Genomic DNA, 16,761 nt, shown 5'->3' with positions numbered 1-16,761 from the left:
ATGAAGCATCAGATCATTGTGCGCTATTCCAACCGCGCAGACCGCAGCCTGCCGCTGACGCTGCACCTGCGCAAGTGCATCGCCGCTGCGCTGGAGGCCGAGCATGTGAACGTTCCCTGCGAGATCAACGTGCTCGTCACGGATGACGCGGGCATCCGCGCCATCAACCGCGCCATGCGGAACATTGACCGCGAGACAGATGTGCTGTCTTTTCCGATGTTCCAGTTCACGCCGGGGCAGTTTCCGGAGGACGTGCAGGAGGACATCGATCCGCAGACCGGTCTGCTGCCGCTGGGCGATATGGCTATCTCGCTCGAGCGTGCGCGGGATCAGGCCAAGCGCTTCGGCAATTCGCTCCGCCGCGAGACGGGCTATCTGACGATCCACTCCATCCTGCACCTGCTGGGCTATGACCACATGGACGAGGGCGAGATGAAGCGCCAGATGCGCACGCGCGAGGAGATCATCGCCGGGCAGCTCGGTCTGCAGCGATGAGCGTCGTATTCCGCCGCGCCAGCCCGGAGGACGCGCGCCTGCTGGCCGAAACGCGCCGCCGCGCGTGGGATACGACCTACCGCGGCATCTATCCCGATGCCATGATCGACGAATATGACCTCGAGGCCCATACGGCGCGCGACGCTGCCCGCATCGCCGACCCGGCGAACGCGGTGTTCCTTGCCATGGACGGGGCGGAATGCGTGGGCTATTTTACATACGGACCGTACACCTACGGACGCTATAAGGACTTTGCACTCTGCCTCAACTCGCTGTATTTTTTGCCGGGCTACCGGCGGACGGGCCTTGGCAGGCGCGCCTTTGCGCAGCTGACCGAATTCTGCCGCGAGCGCGGCATCCAGAAGTTTTTCTGCGGCTGCAATTGCCACAATCTGCCCGCGCAGGCATTTTACCGCGCCCTGGGCGGCGTGGTCGGCGCAGTGCACGGCGGCCATGCGGACCGGGCCGAGGACCAAATGTATTTTGAATTTCAGACTGTCAAAAAACCTGCCCAGCCGAAAGTTTCGGAGGGAAGGAAAGTGTGAAAGAAAACCGTCAGGGTGTCCTTTCGCGTTCAATCACCCGCCGCAGCGGCAGAATTGCAAAATCATGCTGCAAAATTTGATTTTGCAATTCTGAAAGCAGCTTGGCGGAAATGTCCGAAAGGACATTTTAACAAGCTGATTTTGAATTTACCATAGGAGAAGAACCATGAGCCAGAAATCTGCCATGATCACGATCGTGGGGCGGCCGAACGTCGGCAAATCGACGCTCATCAACCACCTCGTGGGCGAAAAGATCGCCATTGTTTCCCACAAGCCGCAGACGACGCGCAACCGCATCTGCGGCATCGTCACGCACGATGACACGCAGCTCGTGTTCGTCGACACGCCGGGCTTCCATAAGCCGCGCACGCGCCTCGGCGACTATATGAACAATGTCGTGCACGACTCCGTCGCCGATGTGGATGCCGCGCTGCTGCTCGTCGAGCCCGTCGCGCACATCGGCCCGCAGGAGGAAGAGCTGCTCGGCCAGCTTCGCGCCGCGCATGCGCCGGTCATCCTCGTTATCAACAAGATCGACACGGTCGAGAAGGAGAATCTGCTTGCCGTCATCGCGGCCTATGCCGCAAAATTTGAGTTCGACGCCGTCGTTCCGGTGTCCGCGAAGTTCGGCGACGGTATCCCTGACCTGCTGCGGGAGTGCGCCCGCCACGCGGCCGACAGCCCGTTCCTGTTCCCGGATGATATGACGACGGACCAGCCGGAGCGGCAGGTCATGGCGGAGATCATCCGCGAAAAGCTGCTGTGGAACCTCGAGCGTGAAATTCCGCACGGCACGGCCGTTGAGATCACGAAATTTTCGGAGCGCGACAGCGGCGTCATCGACATCGACGCGACGATCTACTGCGAGAAGGCCAGCCACAAGGGCATCATCATCGGCAAGAACGGCTCCATGCTGAAAAAGATCAGCACGGAGGCGCGCGAGGACTGCGAGCGCTTTATGGGCACGAAGGTCTTTTTGCAGACGTGGGTCAAGGTCAAGGAGAACTGGCGCGACAGTCAGACCATGATCCGTAACTTTGGCTACGAATAATTGCGCAAAGCAGGCTTATCCTAAGGACAGCCCGTTTGCAAAAAACGGAGCACCGATGACAGGAGGCCTGCTGCATGACGAGAGAACAGCTTTGGAGCATATTTTGGGAGACGGGCGCGCCGGAGGCATGGCTGCTGTATCGGCAGGAGCCGGCGCGCGGCGAGGCCTCAGCGGGGCGGTGAGCCGTCCCGCAAAGCCTTGCAGGAGGTCGGAGCATGTACATCAAAACAGACGGCATCGTCCTGCGCGAGGTCGCCTATCAGGACAGCGATAAGCTGCTGACCGTGCTGACGCGCGAATACGGCAAGCTGACTGTGCGGGCGCGCGGCGTCCGCAGCAGCCGCAGCCGCAGCAAGGCGGCCTGCCAGCTGCTGGCCTATTCCGAGTTCACGCTGCTTGAGCGCGGCGGGCGCTATGCCGTTACGGAGGCCACGGCAAAGGAGATGTTTCCGGAGCTGCGGAACGATCTGGAGCTTTTGTCGCTGGCGTCCTATTTTGCGCAGGCCGCGGACGTGCTCAGCCCGGAGGGCGAGGAGAATCCGCCGTTCGTATCACTGCTGCTCAACGCTCTCTATGCGCTCGGCAGGCTCGGCCTGCCGCAGAAGCTCGTCAAGGCGGCCTTCGAGCTGCGCGCCATGTGCCTGAGCGGCTATGAGCCGGACCTGCGCGGCTGCGCCGTGTGCGGAGCGCCGGAGCCGGACCGCTTCAATATCTCACAGGGCGTGCTGCAGTGCGCTGCCTGCCGCACGGAGGAAGAGAACGACATCCGTCTTCCCATGAGTGCCGGGACGCGTGCCGCCCTGCGTTATCTGGACTCTGCGCCGCCTTCGCGCGTATTCTCGTTCCGGCTTGCGGAGCCGTCGCTCTCTGAGCTGGGGCAGATCACGGAGAGCTATCTCTGCACGCGATTGGAGCGCGGCTTTTCCACGCTGGATTTCTATAAATCTCTATTTCTTTGAATCCATATCTGAGGTACCTGTACCATGACAGAACTGTACGAAAAATCCCTGCGCAAGCTGGAGCTGGACAACGTGCTGGCCCAGCTTGCCGACTGCGCGAACTCCGAGGACGGTAAGGACCGCTGCCGCGCCCTGCTGCCGCTGGACGATGCGGAGGAGATCTGCCTGCTCCAGCAGCAGACGACGGCGGCCTGCGGCATGATCGTCCGCAAGGGCGCGCCGGGCTTCCATGAGCTCAAGCCCGTGGCAGCCAGCCTCGAGCGCGCTGACCGCGGCGGCTGCCTGACGCCGGTGGAGCTGCTGCGCATTGCGGGTGTGCTGCGCTGCATCCGCAATGTCAAGGCCTATTACAGCGAGGACGGCGAGCCGACCGTGCTGGACGTCTATTTTCAGGAGCTTTCGCCGAATCGCTATCTTGAGGAGAAGATCACGAACTCCATCCTCTCCGAGGAGGAGATCGCCGACGCGGCCAGCAGCGAGCTGGCGGATATCCGCCGCCATATGCGCATCCAGAGCGCAAAGGTCAAGGATTCGCTGCAGAAGATCATCTCCTCGCCGAGTTTTTCCAAGTATTTGCGCGACCCGATCATCACGCTGCGCGGCGACCGCTATGTCGTGCCGGTCAAGAGTGAATACAAGAGCGAAATTCCCGGTCTGGTCCACGATGTGTCCTCGACGGGCAGCACGTTCTTCATCGAGCCGATGTCCGCCGTCAATGCGAACAACGCCCTGCGTGAGCTGCTGATCCGCGAGAAGAAGGAGATCGAGCGCATTCTGGCCGCACTGTCGGCCGAGGCGGCCTCGTTCCGCGAGGGCATCTGCCACAGCTATGAGATGCTCGTGCAGCTCGACTGTATCTTTGCCCGCGCGCGCCTGTCGCACAAGATGGACGGCATGGAGCCGGAAATTCGCACGAACGCCAGTCTGGAGCTCGTGCGGGCGCGCCATCCGCTCATCGACCGCAAGAAGGTCGTTCCCGTCTCGCTGCGGCTCGGCTCGGATTTCGACACGCTCATCATCACCGGCCCAAACACCGGCGGCAAGACCGTCACGCTCAAGACCATCGGCCTTCTGACGCTGATGGCGGAGTGCGGCCTGCACATTCCGGCGGACCACGGCAGCGCCATTTCCGTCTTCCGGCAGGTGCTGGCGGACATCGGCGACGAGCAGTCCATTGAGCAGTCGCTGTCCACCTTCTCCGCCCACATGAAGAATATCGTCGACATCGTCGCTGACTGTGACCGCGACACGCTTGTGCTGTTTGACGAGCTGGGCGCGGGCACGGACCCGGCCGAGGGTGCGGCGCTCGCCAATGCGCTCATCGAGTTCTGCCGCCAGTGCGGCAGCCGCGTGGCTGCCACGACGCACTATGCCGAGCTGAAACTCTATGCCATGCGCACGGAGGGCGTCATGAACGCCTCGTGCGAGTTCGACGTGGAGACGCTGCGGCCGACCTACCGCCTGCTCATCGGCATCCCCGGCAAATCGAACGCCTTTGCCATTTCCCGCCGCCTCGGCCTGCCGGAGCCGATCATCGACAAGGCAAAGAGCCTTGTGAACGAAAACGACCGCAACTTTGAGGACGTCCTGAACCAACTCGAGCAGCAGCGCCAGCAGATGGAAGCCGCAAAGCTCGAGGCCGAGCGCCTGCGCCAGGAAACGGAGCAGATGAAGGAGAAGTCCGAGGCCTATTACGCCGAGATCAAGCGCGAACGCGAAAAAGCCGTGCGCGCGGCCCGCGCCGAGGCGCAGAGCATCATCGACGATGCCCGCCGCACCTCGAACGAGGTCGCAGACGAGCTGAAGCAGCTGCGCAAGCAGCTGCGGGAAAACGCGGACGTGCAGGGCTCGAACGCGAAGCAGACCGAGCTGCGCCGCAGACTCAACGAGGCAGAAGACCGCCTTGCCGGGCACGACGACACGCCGAAGCCGCGTCCGCAGGCGGCGCGTGCCATCCGCGTCGGCGACACAGTCGAGCTTGTCCGCTTCGGCACCCGAGCGAGCGTGCTGGCCATCAACAAGGACGGCTCTTATCTGCTGCAGGCCGGGATCATGAAGGTCACGGCGCAGCCGGACGAGGTATATCTCATTGAGGAGACGAAGCAGCAGGCCAAGAAGATCATCGAGCGCAGCCAGCGCGCCTTCCGCAGCGCGGGCGCCTCAACGGAGCTGGACCTGCGCGGCATGTCGGCTGACGAGGCCATTGCTACGCTGGATATCTTCCTCGATAACGCCATGATGGCCAATCTCGCCTCCGTGCGTATCATCCACGGCAAGGGCACGGGCGTCCTGCGCAAGGCCGTGCAGGACGAGCTGAAGCGCAATCGCTGCGTGAAGCGCTACCGCCTCGGCGTCTACGGCGAGGGCGAGGACGGTGTGACCATCGCCGAGCTGGCTTGACGGGAAATCCCGGTAAACTTGAGAAAATGGTTGACAAATGCCCCTGTTTTGTTATACTCTAAGAGAAGCATATCACCTCGCGCAGCCTCAAATTTGAAGGAGTGACACAGGATGTATACAGAAAAATCGGTGGTCAAGTGTGAGTCTGGTCTGCACAACAGACAGGCTACGTTTTTCATTCAGAAGGCCAATGAATTCCGTTCCAGCATCTGGATCGAGGTCGACGACCGGAAGATCAATGCCAAGAGCCTGCTGGGCGTACTCTCCATGGCCATCACCACGGGCACGGAGGTCACGCTGATCGCCGAAGGCCCGGACGAGGAAGCGGCAGTCAAGACGCTGGCGCAGATGCTCGTCAAGGATATTTTCTGATCCGCTCAACATGAACGGCTGCCCCAAACGCACGGAATCGGCGGCGTTTGGGGCAGCTTTCTCGTCAGAATGGAGCAAGCATGACCCGTGAGGAATTGAAGCAGGCCGCGCTGTCGCTGCCCTATGAGCCGGGCGTTTATCTGATGAAAAACGCCGCCGGGACCGTGATCTACGTCGGCAAGGCAAAAAAACTGAAAAACCGCGTCAGCCAGTATTTTCAGGATACGGCGGCGCACAATGCAAAAACGCGCAAAATGGTGTCGAATGTCGATCATTTCGAGACGATCGCCGCCGCGACGGAGTTCGAGGCGCTCGTGCTCGAATGCTCGCTCATCAAGCACTATATGCCGAAATACAACATCCTGCTCAAGGACGACAAGGGCTACCCCTACCTGCGTGTCGACCTGCGTGAGGCCTATCCCGTCATCACGCTGGCCACGCGCGTCACGGACGACGGCGCGCGCTATTTCGGCCCCTACGGAAGCCGAGGGCGCACGCAGCAGGTCATCGACGCTCTGCGTACGACGTTCCGCCTGCCGGGCTGCTCCAAAAAATTCCCGCGCGACATCGGCAGGGAGCGGCCCTGCCTGAACTATCAGATGGAGCGCTGCGACGGCTGGTGCAGGCCCTGCATGCAGCAGGCGGACTATCACGCGCGGCTGGAGCAGGCCGTCCTTCTGCTCGAGGGCAAGCACCAGAGCCTGTGTCAGGAGCTGCAGGAGAAGATGGAGACTGCAGCCGAGGAGCTGCGCTTTGAGCGTGCTGCGGAATACCGCGACCGTCTGCGCGCCATTGAGCTGCTCGGGCAGAAGCAGCTCGTCACGGCAGGCACGATGGCGGACACCGACGTCATCGGCTGGTACCAGACGGAGGCGAAAGCCTGCTTCGCGGTGCTGCACTTTATCAAGGGCAACCTCATGGATAAGGACTATGAGGTCCTGCCTGTGCCGGAGGAGCCGGACGACGCGCTGTCGTCGCTCGTCAAGCAGTACTATCTGACGCGAAAGGCCGCGCCGCGCCGCATATTCCTCCCGGCGGAGATGGACGATGCCGCACTGTTCGAGGAGCTTCTGCTGCAGGAGCTCGGCAAGCATGTGCTCATCCGCACGCCGCAACGCGGCTACGGCCGCAGGCTCGTGGAGCTGGCGGAGAAAAACGCCCGCGAGGAGGCCGAGCGCGCTACCTCAAAGGCAGAGCGCCTGAGCGGCACGCTCGTGCTGCTGCAGAGCATGCTCGGTCTGCGCGAACCGCCACGCCGCCTCGAGGCCTATGATATTTCCAACATTGCCGGGACGGATATCGTCGCCTCCATGACGGTCTTCGAGGACGGCAAGCCGAAAAAGAGCGATTACAAGCGCTTTCAGGTGCGCGGCCTGACGGATCAGGACGACTACGCCTCCATGCGGCAGGTGCTCTGCCGCCGCTTCCGTCATTATCTCGACGGCGACAGCGGCTTTTCCGAGCGCCCGGACGCCCTGCTCATCGACGGCGGTGCCGTGCACGCCGAGACGGTCCGCGCCGCCCTGTCCGAAATGGGTGTTTTTCTGCCGATCTTCGGCATGGTCAAGGATAACCGCCACCGCACGCGCGCCCTTGTTACGCCGGACGGGCAGGAGATCAGCATCCAGAGCAATCCGGCGGTGTTTGCCCTCATCGGCCGCATCCAGGAGGAGACACACCGCTTCGCCATTACCTATCAGCGCACCCTGCGCAGCCGCCATGTGCGCGGCTCGCAGCTCGACGCCATCCCCGGCATCGGGGAAAAGCGCCGCAATCAGCTCCTGCGCCGCTTCCGCTCGCTCGCGGCCATCCGCGCCGCCAGCCGGGAGGAGCTGCAGGAGGTGCTGCCCGCGCCGCAGGCGCAGGCGGTCTATGACCATTTTCACGGACAGGAGCAAACACAGCCATGAGAGTTATCACCGGAACGGCGCGCGGCACAAAGCTGAAAACGCCGGAGGGCATGCTCACGCGCCCGACGACGGACCGCGTGAAGGAAGCCCTGTTCAACATCATCCAGTTCGACATCGCGGGCGACGTGCTCGACCTGTTCGCCGGAACGGGTCAGCTCGGCATCGAGGCGCTCAGCCGCGGAGCCTCACGCGCCGTTTTTGTCGACCACCGGCAGGATGCCGCGGCCCTTGTGCGCGAGAATCTGCGCCGCACGCATTTTGAAGACAGGGGAGAGGTCGTCTGCACGGATTTCACACAGTATCTTGCGCGGTGCAGGCGGAAATTCCGCCTGATCTTCCTCGACCCGCCCTATGCAGAAAAATCCCTCGAAACAGCGATTCAGCGCCTATCGGAAATTGACATTTTGTCGGATGGTGGTATAATTATCACAGAAAGACCCCTCGGCAAACCGCTTGCGGAGGAATTTCCGGGCTTGACCCGCTCAAAAGACTATCATTACGGAAAAACGACCATCACCCTGCTCCGCAAGACCGGGGCGGGCGGCGGCAACGATTAGGAGGCAATATCATGAACGAACACGGCATTGAAGAATTGATCGGCACCCTGTATGAAATGGTGCAGGACGCACGCTCCGTGCCGTTCAGCAGCGATAAGTGCGCTGTTGAGCGCGAAAAGGTCCTCGACCTGCTCGACGAGATCAGCAACCAGCTCCCCGGCGAGCTGAAGCAGGCAAAGACCATCGTGGACTCCCGCAGCGAGCTCATTACGAACGCAAAGCGCGAGGCAGAGAATATCATGAAGTCCGCGCAGGCACAGGCCCGCCAGCTCGTCTCGCAGGAGGCCATCTATCTCGAGGCCAAGAATCAGGCCAACGATATGGTGCGCGCCGCGCAGGATAAGATCAAGGAGCTCAAGAAGGTCACGAACGACTACGTCGACGATTCCCTGCGCCGCACGGAGGAGGCCGTCGCCGAGGCTCTGAGCGAGATCCGCAATTCCCGCTCGAAGTTCCGCGCCCTCGTCAATCCGCAGGCCAAGAACAACTCCGCGATCATCGAAGACGTGTAAACCGGCGCCATGAGCCGGAACCGTATTCTCATTACCGCCGTCGCGGCTGCGCTCCTTGTGGTCTGCGGCATCGGCATTTTCTTCGCATCCAACCGCGACCATGCGGCAGAGCGCGCCGACGAGTGGACCATGCAGGGCATGACCCTCGCACCGGACGGCTCGGCCACGCCGTGCACCGTGCGCATCGCGGGCACGTCCCGCTCCTATTTGCTCGGCGGCAGAGTCGGCGCGTTCGAGACGGGGACGGACGGCGGCATCTATGTCGACGGCACGCGCATCTGCTCCGGCGTCATCCTGCCGGACGACGCCTTTGACCCGTGGCTCACGATGCAGGCGGATACCGATCCGTTCTGGATCGCAGCCGACGGCAGCACGCTCGTCCTGCCGCTTCCCGGCATGCAGTCGCTCGTCGTCGCTCCGGCAGAGTCAGAGCAGGCGGCGCAGGAGCTTTTACAGTCGCTGCAGGAAGCGCTCCCGGATGAGACAAAAAACGCGATCTCCCCTTATCTCAAGTGACCCGTGGTTAACGATTACCCGTTTTATGCTGAAAGGGAAGGTGCTATATGAAAACCTCAGAAAACAGAAAGCATGCAGCTGCCATTGCCGCAGCCTGTATTGCGCTTGCCGCGCTCGTGGTTCTCGGGACCGTGATCATTTCGTATTGGAACACGCCGATTGCAAAGACGGAAAGCCGGACGATGCAGGCGATGCTTCTGCAGGAGGATGGCTCCGCGGAGCCTTGTACCGTCCTCATCAGCGGCATTTCGTATCACTACCTTTTCCGGAATCACGCGGATTCCTTTGAAGCTACCGAGCCGGGCGGCGTATTCGTAAACGGCAGCCGCATCATGGACAGCCTGATCCTGCCGTCGGACATCGACTCGGATTGGATGTTCTGGCAGGACGATATGCTCTGGTGCGACGCGGCCGGAGAGCAGTTCATCGCACTGCTGCACCGCGGCGCGGAGGGCGGGTTTGCAGAGACCGGCACGCCGGTGCTCGTCATCGCCCCGGCGGAGACGAAGCAGGAAGCGCAGGCCCTTCTGCAGTCCCTGCGGGAGACGCGTGCAGACGATGCGGAAACGCAGCGCCTGATCGAACCGTTTTTGAAATAACCGGACGACACAGCGCCCCGTCCCATTGGGGCGGGGCGTTCGTGAGCTTTCCCGGTCGTGTTATTCCGAGGAGCGAAGCGACGTGGGAATCTCGTGAAGCAGGCTTCGGATTCGCCCCGGCTTGCCAAAATCCGCAGCCGATCCTGCGAGATTGCCACGGCCCCTCGCGGGGCCTCGCAATGACAAATTTGACAGTCTGAGCTTATGACTTTAATTCCATATTTTAGGAGGCTGAAATGACGGAACTGGAACGTTATCAGCAGTGGTGCGAGCGGGCGCCGCTGAATGAGGCCGGGCGCGCTGCGCTGGCCGCCATGCAGAACGACGAGACGGAGCGCAAGGGCTGCTTCGGCGCGGAGCTGCAGTTCGGTACCGCGGGCATCCGCGGCATTATGGGCATCGGCACGAATCGCCTGAACGACTTCACCGTTCGCCGCACGGCGCAGGGCCTTGCCGCATGGCTGACCTCGACGGAGCTGCCGCAGCGCTGCGCCATCGGCTATGACTCCCGCCACAACTCCCGCCGCTATGCGGAGCTGTGCGCCGTAGCCCTCGCGGAGCGCGGCGTGCATGTCTATGTCTATCATGAGCTGGCCCCGACGCCGATGCTCTCGTTTGCCGTGCGCCAGCTTGGCTGCGGCTGCGGCATCGTCGTTTCCGCCAGCCACAATGCGGGCATCTACAACGGCATCAAGTGCTACGGCCCGGACGGCTGCCAGATGACGGACGAGCCGGCGGCCCGCGTGTTTGCCGAGATCGAGAAAATCCCGTATTTCCTCCCGGCGGAAAAGAGCTTTGAGGACTTCCTTGCGGAGGGCGGCGTGGAATTCATCGCGCCGGAGCTGTGGGAGCGCTACTATGAGACCGTTCTCGGCGAGCGCCTTGCCACTGTCCCGTCCGATAACCTGAATCTGCTCTACACGCCGCTGTGCGGCACGGGCAACAAGCCGGTCCGCACCGTGCTCGGCCGCATCGGCGTGAACGTCGCCGTCGTCCCCGCACAGGAAAAGCCGGACGGCGATTTCAAGACCTGCGAATATCCGAACCCGGAGACGGACGCCGCGCTGAACGAGAGCTACAAGATCGCGCGCGAGACGCACCCGGACCTCATCCTCGGCACGGACCCGGACTGCGACCGCGTGGCCGTGGCCGTCCCGGTGGAAGGCGGCTTCCGCAAGCTCAGCGGCAACGAGCTGGGCTGCCTGCTGCTGGACTACATCCTCGGCACGATGCAGAAGGCTGGCACGCTCCCGGCAGACCCCGTCGCCGTGCGCAGCATCGTCTCGACCCCGATGGCAGACAAGATCGCCGCAAGCTACGGCGTGAAGATGCGCAGGGTCCTCACGGGCTTCAAGTACATCGGCGGTGAGATCCTCGCCCTCGAGCAGAAGCACGAGGAAAACCGCTTCGTCTTCGGCTTTGAGGAGAGCTGCGGTTACCTCAAGGGAACGTATGCCCGCGATAAGGACGCCGTCGTTGCCTCCATGCTGACTTGCGACCTCGCCGCCGCGCTCAAGCGTGAGGGAACGAATCTGGCCGAGCACATGGACGCGCTCTACAGCCGCTTCGGCTGGCATGAGGCGCGCGTGCTGAGCTGCGAGCTGCAGGGCCCGGACGCCATGGAAATTTCCGCTGGCTTTATGGCGCAGATGCGCCGCGAGCTGCCGAAGGCCGTGTGCGGCATCGCCGTCACGTCCGTCACGGACTATCAGGCGCGCGTCACGCGCGATCTCGTCCACGGCACGGAGGAAGCGGTCACGCTGCCGAAGTCCAATGTGCTCGTGCTTCAGCTCGGCGAGAAGGGTACGGTCATCCTGCGTCCGTCCGGCACGGAGCCGAAGGTCAAGATTTATCTGACCGCCGTTGACACCGACCGCGCGGCAGCCATGAAGCTGCTGGACGATATGGCCGCCGAAATGAGCGGCTATCTGCCCAAAAACGCTTGACAACCGGCCGGTTTTCGGCTATCATAACCGCATAGTGAAAACGCATGGAAGAAGAGGAGTATCCCATCCGCGCGCTGCAGAGAGGGGGCGGCTGCTGAAAGCCCCTGCGCAGGTCGGGAGAAGGTCGCTTCGGAGCGGGCGTGCCGAACCTGCAGTAGGCCGCACGGGTGCTCCCGTTACAGAGCCAGAGTGCCCGCCCATGGCGGGAATTCAGGTGGTACCACGGTAATCTGCATCGCCCTGAGCATATTATGAAGCTCAGGGCGATTTTTATCGTCAAAAAGGAGAAGACTATGAAAGAACTGCCAAAGACCTACGAGCCGCGCGACGTTGAGGACCGGCTCTACAAATTCTGGGTAGACAACGGCTATTTCCATGCCGAGCGCGACCCGGACAAGAAGCCCTTTACCATCGTCATGCCGCCCCCCAATGTCACAGGCCAGCTCCACATGGGCCATGCCATGGAAGCCGCCATGCAGGACGTGCTCATCCGCTTCAAGCGCATGCAGGGCTATTCCGCCCTCTGGATCCCCGGTGTGGACCATGCCGGTATCGCCACGCAGATCCGCGTGGAGGAGGAGCTGCGCAAGGAGGGCAAGACCCGTTATGACCTCGGCCGCGAGAAGTTCCTCGAGCGCGTCTGGGCCTGGAAGCATCAGTACGGCGACCGTATCGTCGAGCAGCAGAAGCGCCTCGGCGCGTCCTGCGACTGGGACCGTGCCCGCTTCACGATGGACGAGGGCTGCTCGAAGGCCGTCCGCGAGGTGTTCGTGAACCTGTATGAGCAGGGCCTTATCTACAAGGGCAGCCGCATCATCAACTGGTGCCCGCACTGCGTCACGGCCCTGTCCGATTCCGAGGTCGAATATGTCGACAAGCCCGGCCATCTGTGGCATGTGCGCTATCCGCTGGCAGACGGCTCCGGCGAGGTCATCATCGCGACGACCCGGCCCGAGACCATGCTCGGCGACTCCGGCGTGTGCGTCAATCCAAATGACGAGCGCTACAAGGACATCGTCGGCAAGAACGTCATCCTGCCGCTCGTCGGCAAGGAGATCCCCGTCGTGGCGGACGACTATGCCGAAATGGACTTCGGCACCGGCTGCGTCAAGATGACGCCGGCTCACGACCCGAACGACTTTGAGGTCGGCCAGCGCCACAACCTCGAGGTCATCCGCGTCCTCGACGACAAGGGCGTCGTCAACGAGAACGGCGGCAAATATCAGGGCCTCGACCGCTATGAGGCGCGCAAGCAGATCGTCGCTGACCTCGAGGCGCAGGGCTACCTCGTCAAGGTCGAGCCGTATAACCACAATGTCGGCACCTGCTACCGCTGCCACCGCGACGTCGAGCCGATCATTTCCGCTCAGTGGTTTGTAAAGATGAAGCCGCTGGCCGAAGAGGCGCTGCGCGTCGTGAACGACGGCGAGACGAAGTTCGTGCCGGAGCGCTTCACGAAAATTTATACGAACTGGATGGAGAACGTCCGCGACTGGTGCATCTCCCGTCAGCTGTGGTGGGGCCATCAGATCCCGGCGTGGTACTGCGCCGACTGCGGCCATATGACCGTTTCCCGCGAGGATGCGACCTGTTGCGAAAAGTGTGGCAGCAAGCATATCACCCGCGATGAGGACGTGCTTGACACCTGGTTCTCCTCGGCGCTTTGGCCGTTCGAGACCCTCGGCTGGCCGGACACGAATGCGGAGGATTTTCAGTATTTCTATCCGACGGACGTGCTCGTGACGGGCTATGACATCATCTTCTTCTGGGTCGCGCGCATGATCTTCTCGGCCTGCAAGCAGACGGGCCGCCCGCCGTTCCACACCGTGCTGATTCACGGCCTTGTCCGCGACGACAAGGGCCGCAAGATGTCCAAGTCCCTCGGCAACGGCATCGATCCGCTCGAGATGATCGACCGCTACGGCTCGGACGCCCTGCGCATGAACATGCTCACGTCCAATTCGCCCGGCAACGACATGCGCTTCTATATCGAGCGCTGCGAGGCCATGCGCAACTTTGCCAATAAGCTCTGGAACGCCAGCCGCTATGTCATGATGAACCTCAGCATCGACAAAAACGAGCTGCCCGCCCTGTCCGAGCTCGAGACGTCCGACAAGTGGATCCTCTCGAAGCTCAATACGCTCATTGCCGACGTTACGGAGAACCTCGACAAGTATGAGCTCGGCGTCGCCGTCCAGAAGATCTATGACTTCATCTGGGACAGCTACTGCGACTGGTATATCGAGCTGACGAAGGCCCGCCTCTATGGCGAGGACGAGGCTCAGAAGCGCTCTGCCCAGCAGGTGCTGCTGTATGTGCTCGACCAGATCCTGCGCCTGATGCACCCGTTCATGCCGTTCATCACAGAGGAAATCTGGCAGGCCATCCCGCACGAGGGCGAGGCGCTGATCGTCGCCGCTTGGCCGAAGTTCCGCGAGGATCTCTGCTTCCAGGCGGAGGAGGATGGCATGGAGAGTATCATGCAGGCCATCCGCGCCGTGCGCAACCGCCGTGCCGAGATGAACGTGCCGCCCGCGCGCCGCACGACGCTTTATATCGTCACGGAGAAGCAGGACCTGTTCTCTGCCGGTATCCCGTTCATCACCCGTCTGGCCTATGCCGAGCGCGTCGTCGTCCTGGCTGAGGAGCCGGAGGGGCATGGCTCCATGGTGTCCTGCGTGACGCACGACGCCAAGCTGTTCCTGCCGATGGAGGAGCTTGTGGATGTGGACAAGGAGCTTGCCCGCATCGCCAAAGAGAAGGAGAAGGTTCAGAAGGGCCTTGCCGGTGTGCAGGCCAAGCTTGGCAATCCGGGCTTTGCCGCAAAGGCACCGGAGCAGGTCGTCCGCGCAGAGCAGGAGAAGGCCGAAAAGTACGCCGCCCTGCTGCGTCAGCTCGAGGAGAGCGAAGCACGGCTGAAGGATCTCTGATTTTTATCGACCGCCATTTCGGGGCTGCCGCATGGATTTGCGGCAGCTCCGTTTTTTGGGCTTTATTTCTGGAACGAGTTGGTGTATAATTTATCCTGAATGAATGGCGGCCTGCCGCCAGACAGGAAGGATGACGTTGATGGAGAATTTCGACGCGGAGCAGCCGATGGAGGACCTGCAGGAGCAGACTCCGAAGAAGGAACCGAAAAATCCGCTCTATGACTGCTACTCGCTTTTGCATGACCTTGTCTATATTCTGGCCGCGATCACGATCGTGTTTGTGTTCTTTGTCCGTCTCGTCGGCGTGGACGGACCGTCCATGATGCCGACGCTGCAGGACGGCGACTATGTGGCACTGCTGAGCAATCTGTTTATGGGCGACCTCGAGCAGGGCGACGTCATCGTCGCGCGCAAGGAGAGCTTTGAAAACGGCGAGCCGATCGTCAAGCGCGTTATTGCAACGGAGGGTCAGACTGTGGATATCCTCTACGACGGCAACGGCTATGGCACGGTCTACGTCGACGGCGAGCCGCTGGACGAGCCCTATATCTTGGAACCGATGGTGCTGCCCTACTATGACCGCACGAGCTTCCCCGTGACCGTGGACGAGGGCTGCCTCGTCGTGATGGGCGATAACCGCAACCGTTCTGCCGACAGCCGCTATGCCTCCATTGGGCAGATCGAGGAATCACAGGTCATCGGCAAGGTGCTGTGCATTCTGTTCCCAGGCTGCGGCGAGAGCAGCTCGCGGGACTTTGGACGGATCGGAGCGGTGGACAATGGATGAACGCATGAATATCCAGTGGTATCCGGGCCACATGACCAAGACGCGGCGGAATATGGAGGCTGACCTCAAGCTCGTGGACGCCGTCTGCGAGATCGTGGACGCGCGCATCCCGTTTTCCAGCCGGAACCCGGACATTGACGCTATCTGCGGGCAGAAGCCCCGCATGATGATCCTCAACCGCATCGATCTGGCCGATCCGGCCGCTACGGACGTCTGGCAGAATTACTGGCAGGCGCAGGGCATGACCGTTGTGCGCACGGACTGCAAGAGCCGCCGCGGCATCGACCGCTTCGTGCCCGCCGTCCGCTCCATGCTGGCGGAGAAGCTGCAGCGCTATGCGGACAAGGGTCAGACCGGCCGCGCACTGAAGCTGATGATCGTCGGCATCCCGAACGTGGGAAAATCGACCTTCATCAATCAGATCGCCGGGCGCAAGGGCGCAAAGGCGGAGAACCGCCCCGGCGTCACGCGCGGCAAGCAGTGGGTCACGGTGGACAGCGGCCTTCTGCTGCTCGACACGCCGGGCATCCTCTGGCCGAAATTCGACGATGAGGAGGTCGGCCGCAGGCTGGCCTATACCGGCGCGGTCAAGGACGACGTACTGGATGTGGAGACGCTGGCCTGCCATCTGGCGGCCATGCTCTGGGCGCGTTACCCCGAGGCCATGCGCGCCCGCTATAAGCTCGACCCGCCGGAGGACGCCTCCGGCTATGATCTGCTGACCGAGGCGGGCCGCCGCCGCGGCTTCCTGCTGGCGCGCGGCGAGATCGACACGGAGCGCATGGCGCGTGTGCTGCTGGAGGAATACCGCAGCTGTAAGATCGGCCGCTTTACGCTGGAGGACCCTCCGGAAAGGACAGAGGCATGCGCTACGAACTGATTCGCGAGATCTTCAATCTCTGCAGCAACAACCAGATGCGCGACGTGTTCGTCAGTGAGGTGGAGACCTCGGACCCGGAGGCCGTCGCGCGGACATACTGCCGCGGTAAGGACGTCACGATGGACCGCACGGACAACGAAGACGGCAGCATCATATTCGACGTGGTGGCGGACGGCCTGCATCAGCGCCTGAGCTTCACACCGGATGACTAAGGGCAACACTGCATCATTCTCCTTCGGCCTTCGCCGGACATTTTTCGCCGAATGCACTTGCTGAATTGTGCGGTATTGCCTAAGATAAAT

Annotated in this window: 16 protein-coding genes and 1 other annotated feature; all 16 genes read left to right on the top strand. The window is 62.0% G+C overall.

Features of this window, described 5'->3' with window-relative positions; translation table 11 throughout:
• Positions 1–495, top strand: a 495-nt coding sequence (gene ybeY / locus WMO66_RS06030; RefSeq protein ID WP_349135488.1) for an rRNA maturation RNase YbeY, incomplete at its 5' end; no start/stop codon positions are given.
• Positions 492–1,040 (top strand): GNAT family N-acetyltransferase, encoded by a 549-nt coding sequence (locus WMO66_RS06025; RefSeq protein WP_349135487.1) that lies wholly within the window; start codon positions 492–494, stop codon positions 1,038–1,040. The genes ybeY and WMO66_RS06025, both read left to right, overlap by 4 nt.
• 166 nt (positions 1,041–1,206) lie before the next feature.
• Complete coding sequence (gene era / locus WMO66_RS06020; protein WP_349135486.1) at positions 1,207–2,091, top strand: GTPase Era; 885 nt, start codon at positions 1,207–1,209, stop codon at positions 2,089–2,091.
• 215 nt (positions 2,092–2,306) lie between these two features.
• Positions 2,307–3,050: a DNA repair protein RecO gene (gene recO, locus WMO66_RS06015; RefSeq protein WP_349135485.1), complete on the top strand. Its 744-nt coding sequence runs from the start codon at positions 2,307–2,309 to the stop codon at positions 3,048–3,050.
• Between the two features lie 24 nt (positions 3,051–3,074).
• A complete protein-coding gene (locus WMO66_RS06010; RefSeq protein ID WP_349135484.1) occupies positions 3,075–5,450 on the top strand; it encodes an endonuclease MutS2 in 2,376 nt (791 codons plus the stop codon).
• A 111-nt stretch (positions 5,451–5,561) separates the two neighbouring features.
• A complete protein-coding gene (locus WMO66_RS06005; RefSeq protein ID WP_349135483.1) occupies positions 5,562–5,822 on the top strand; it encodes an HPr family phosphocarrier protein in 261 nt (86 codons plus the stop codon).
• A gap of 80 nt (positions 5,823–5,902) precedes the next feature.
• On the top strand, positions 5,903–7,732 hold the full coding sequence (gene uvrC / locus WMO66_RS06000) for an excinuclease ABC subunit UvrC (protein ID WP_349135482.1): 1,830 nt from the start codon (positions 5,903–5,905) through the stop codon (positions 7,730–7,732).
• Entirely contained in the window at positions 7,729–8,289 is a 561-nt protein-coding gene (gene rsmD / locus WMO66_RS05995) for a 16S rRNA (guanine(966)-N(2))-methyltransferase RsmD (RefSeq protein WP_349135481.1), read from the top strand. Before uvrC ends, rsmD begins: the two co-directional genes overlap by 4 nt.
• An 11-nt stretch (positions 8,290–8,300) precedes the next feature.
• The gene (locus WMO66_RS05990; protein ID WP_349135480.1) at positions 8,301–8,801 is read left to right on the top strand and encodes a hypothetical protein; all 501 of its coding nucleotides are present in this window, start codon (positions 8,301–8,303) and stop codon (positions 8,799–8,801) included.
• Between the two features lie 9 nt (positions 8,802–8,810).
• Positions 8,811–9,317 (top strand): hypothetical protein, encoded by a 507-nt coding sequence (locus WMO66_RS05985; RefSeq protein WP_349135479.1) that lies wholly within the window; start codon positions 8,811–8,813, stop codon positions 9,315–9,317.
• A 47-nt stretch (positions 9,318–9,364) separates the two neighbouring features.
• The gene (locus WMO66_RS05980; RefSeq protein ID WP_349135478.1) at positions 9,365–9,916 is read left to right on the top strand and encodes a hypothetical protein; all 552 of its coding nucleotides are present in this window, start codon (positions 9,365–9,367) and stop codon (positions 9,914–9,916) included.
• A 236-nt stretch (positions 9,917–10,152) separates the two neighbouring features.
• Positions 10,153–11,862, top strand: a complete 1,710-nt coding sequence (locus tag WMO66_RS05975) for a phospho-sugar mutase (RefSeq protein ID WP_349135477.1) — start codon at positions 10,153–10,155, stop codon at positions 11,860–11,862.
• Positions 11,863–11,898: 36 nt separating this feature from the next.
• Positions 11,899–12,108: a binding site (T-box leader), on the top strand.
• Positions 12,109–12,155: 47 nt separating this feature from the next.
• Positions 12,156–14,792 (top strand): valine--tRNA ligase, encoded by a 2,637-nt coding sequence (locus WMO66_RS05970; protein WP_349135476.1) that lies wholly within the window; start codon positions 12,156–12,158, stop codon positions 14,790–14,792.
• A gap of 139 nt (positions 14,793–14,931) precedes the next feature.
• A complete protein-coding gene (gene lepB / locus WMO66_RS05965) occupies positions 14,932–15,579 on the top strand; it encodes a signal peptidase I (protein ID WP_349135475.1) in 648 nt (215 codons plus the stop codon).
• Positions 15,572–16,459, top strand: coding sequence for a ribosome biogenesis GTPase YlqF (ylqF, locus tag WMO66_RS05960; RefSeq protein WP_349135474.1), 888 nt, complete (start codon positions 15,572–15,574; stop codon positions 16,457–16,459). Before lepB ends, ylqF begins: the two co-directional genes overlap by 8 nt.
• Positions 16,444–16,671 (top strand): hypothetical protein, encoded by a 228-nt coding sequence (locus tag WMO66_RS05955; RefSeq protein WP_349135473.1) that lies wholly within the window; start codon positions 16,444–16,446, stop codon positions 16,669–16,671. The genes ylqF and WMO66_RS05955 overlap by 16 nt, the downstream gene beginning before the upstream one ends.
• Positions 16,672–16,761: the final 90 nt, after the last annotated feature.

The sequence above is a fragment of the Faecousia intestinalis genome, assembly GCF_040096185.1.
Classification (GTDB): Bacteria; Bacillota; Clostridia; order Oscillospirales; family Oscillospiraceae; genus JAZOXB01.
The sequence above is the reverse complement of the archived record's forward strand: the minus strand, read 5'-3'. Positions and strand labels throughout refer to the sequence as shown.

Excerpts from the sequence above, each read along its gene's own strand:
- WMO66_RS06025 (WP_349135487.1), top strand. The coding sequence starts at position 492 with ATGAGCGTCGTATTCCGCCGCGCCAGCCCGGAGGACGCGCGCCTGCTG.
- era (WP_349135486.1), top strand. The coding sequence starts at position 1,207 with ATGAGCCAGAAATCTGCCATGATCACGATCGTGGGGCGGCCGAACGTC.
- recO (WP_349135485.1), top strand. The coding sequence starts at position 2,307 with ATGTACATCAAAACAGACGGCATCGTCCTGCGCGAGGTCGCCTATCAG.
- WMO66_RS06010 (WP_349135484.1), top strand. The coding sequence starts at position 3,075 with ATGACAGAACTGTACGAAAAATCCCTGCGCAAGCTGGAGCTGGACAAC.
- WMO66_RS06005 (WP_349135483.1), top strand. The coding sequence starts at position 5,562 with ATGTATACAGAAAAATCGGTGGTCAAGTGTGAGTCTGGTCTGCACAAC.
- uvrC (WP_349135482.1), top strand. The coding sequence starts at position 5,903 with ATGACCCGTGAGGAATTGAAGCAGGCCGCGCTGTCGCTGCCCTATGAG.
- rsmD (WP_349135481.1), top strand. The coding sequence starts at position 7,729 with ATGAGAGTTATCACCGGAACGGCGCGCGGCACAAAGCTGAAAACGCCG.
- WMO66_RS05990 (WP_349135480.1), top strand. The coding sequence starts at position 8,301 with ATGAACGAACACGGCATTGAAGAATTGATCGGCACCCTGTATGAAATG.
- WMO66_RS05985 (WP_349135479.1), top strand. The coding sequence starts at position 8,811 with ATGAGCCGGAACCGTATTCTCATTACCGCCGTCGCGGCTGCGCTCCTT.
- WMO66_RS05980 (WP_349135478.1), top strand. The coding sequence starts at position 9,365 with ATGAAAACCTCAGAAAACAGAAAGCATGCAGCTGCCATTGCCGCAGCC.
- WMO66_RS05975 (WP_349135477.1), top strand. The coding sequence starts at position 10,153 with ATGACGGAACTGGAACGTTATCAGCAGTGGTGCGAGCGGGCGCCGCTG.
- WMO66_RS05970 (WP_349135476.1), top strand. The coding sequence starts at position 12,156 with ATGAAAGAACTGCCAAAGACCTACGAGCCGCGCGACGTTGAGGACCGG.
- lepB (WP_349135475.1), top strand. The coding sequence starts at position 14,932 with ATGGAGAATTTCGACGCGGAGCAGCCGATGGAGGACCTGCAGGAGCAG.
- ylqF (WP_349135474.1), top strand. The coding sequence starts at position 15,572 with ATGGATGAACGCATGAATATCCAGTGGTATCCGGGCCACATGACCAAG.
- WMO66_RS05955 (WP_349135473.1), top strand. The coding sequence starts at position 16,444 with ATGCGCTACGAACTGATTCGCGAGATCTTCAATCTCTGCAGCAACAAC.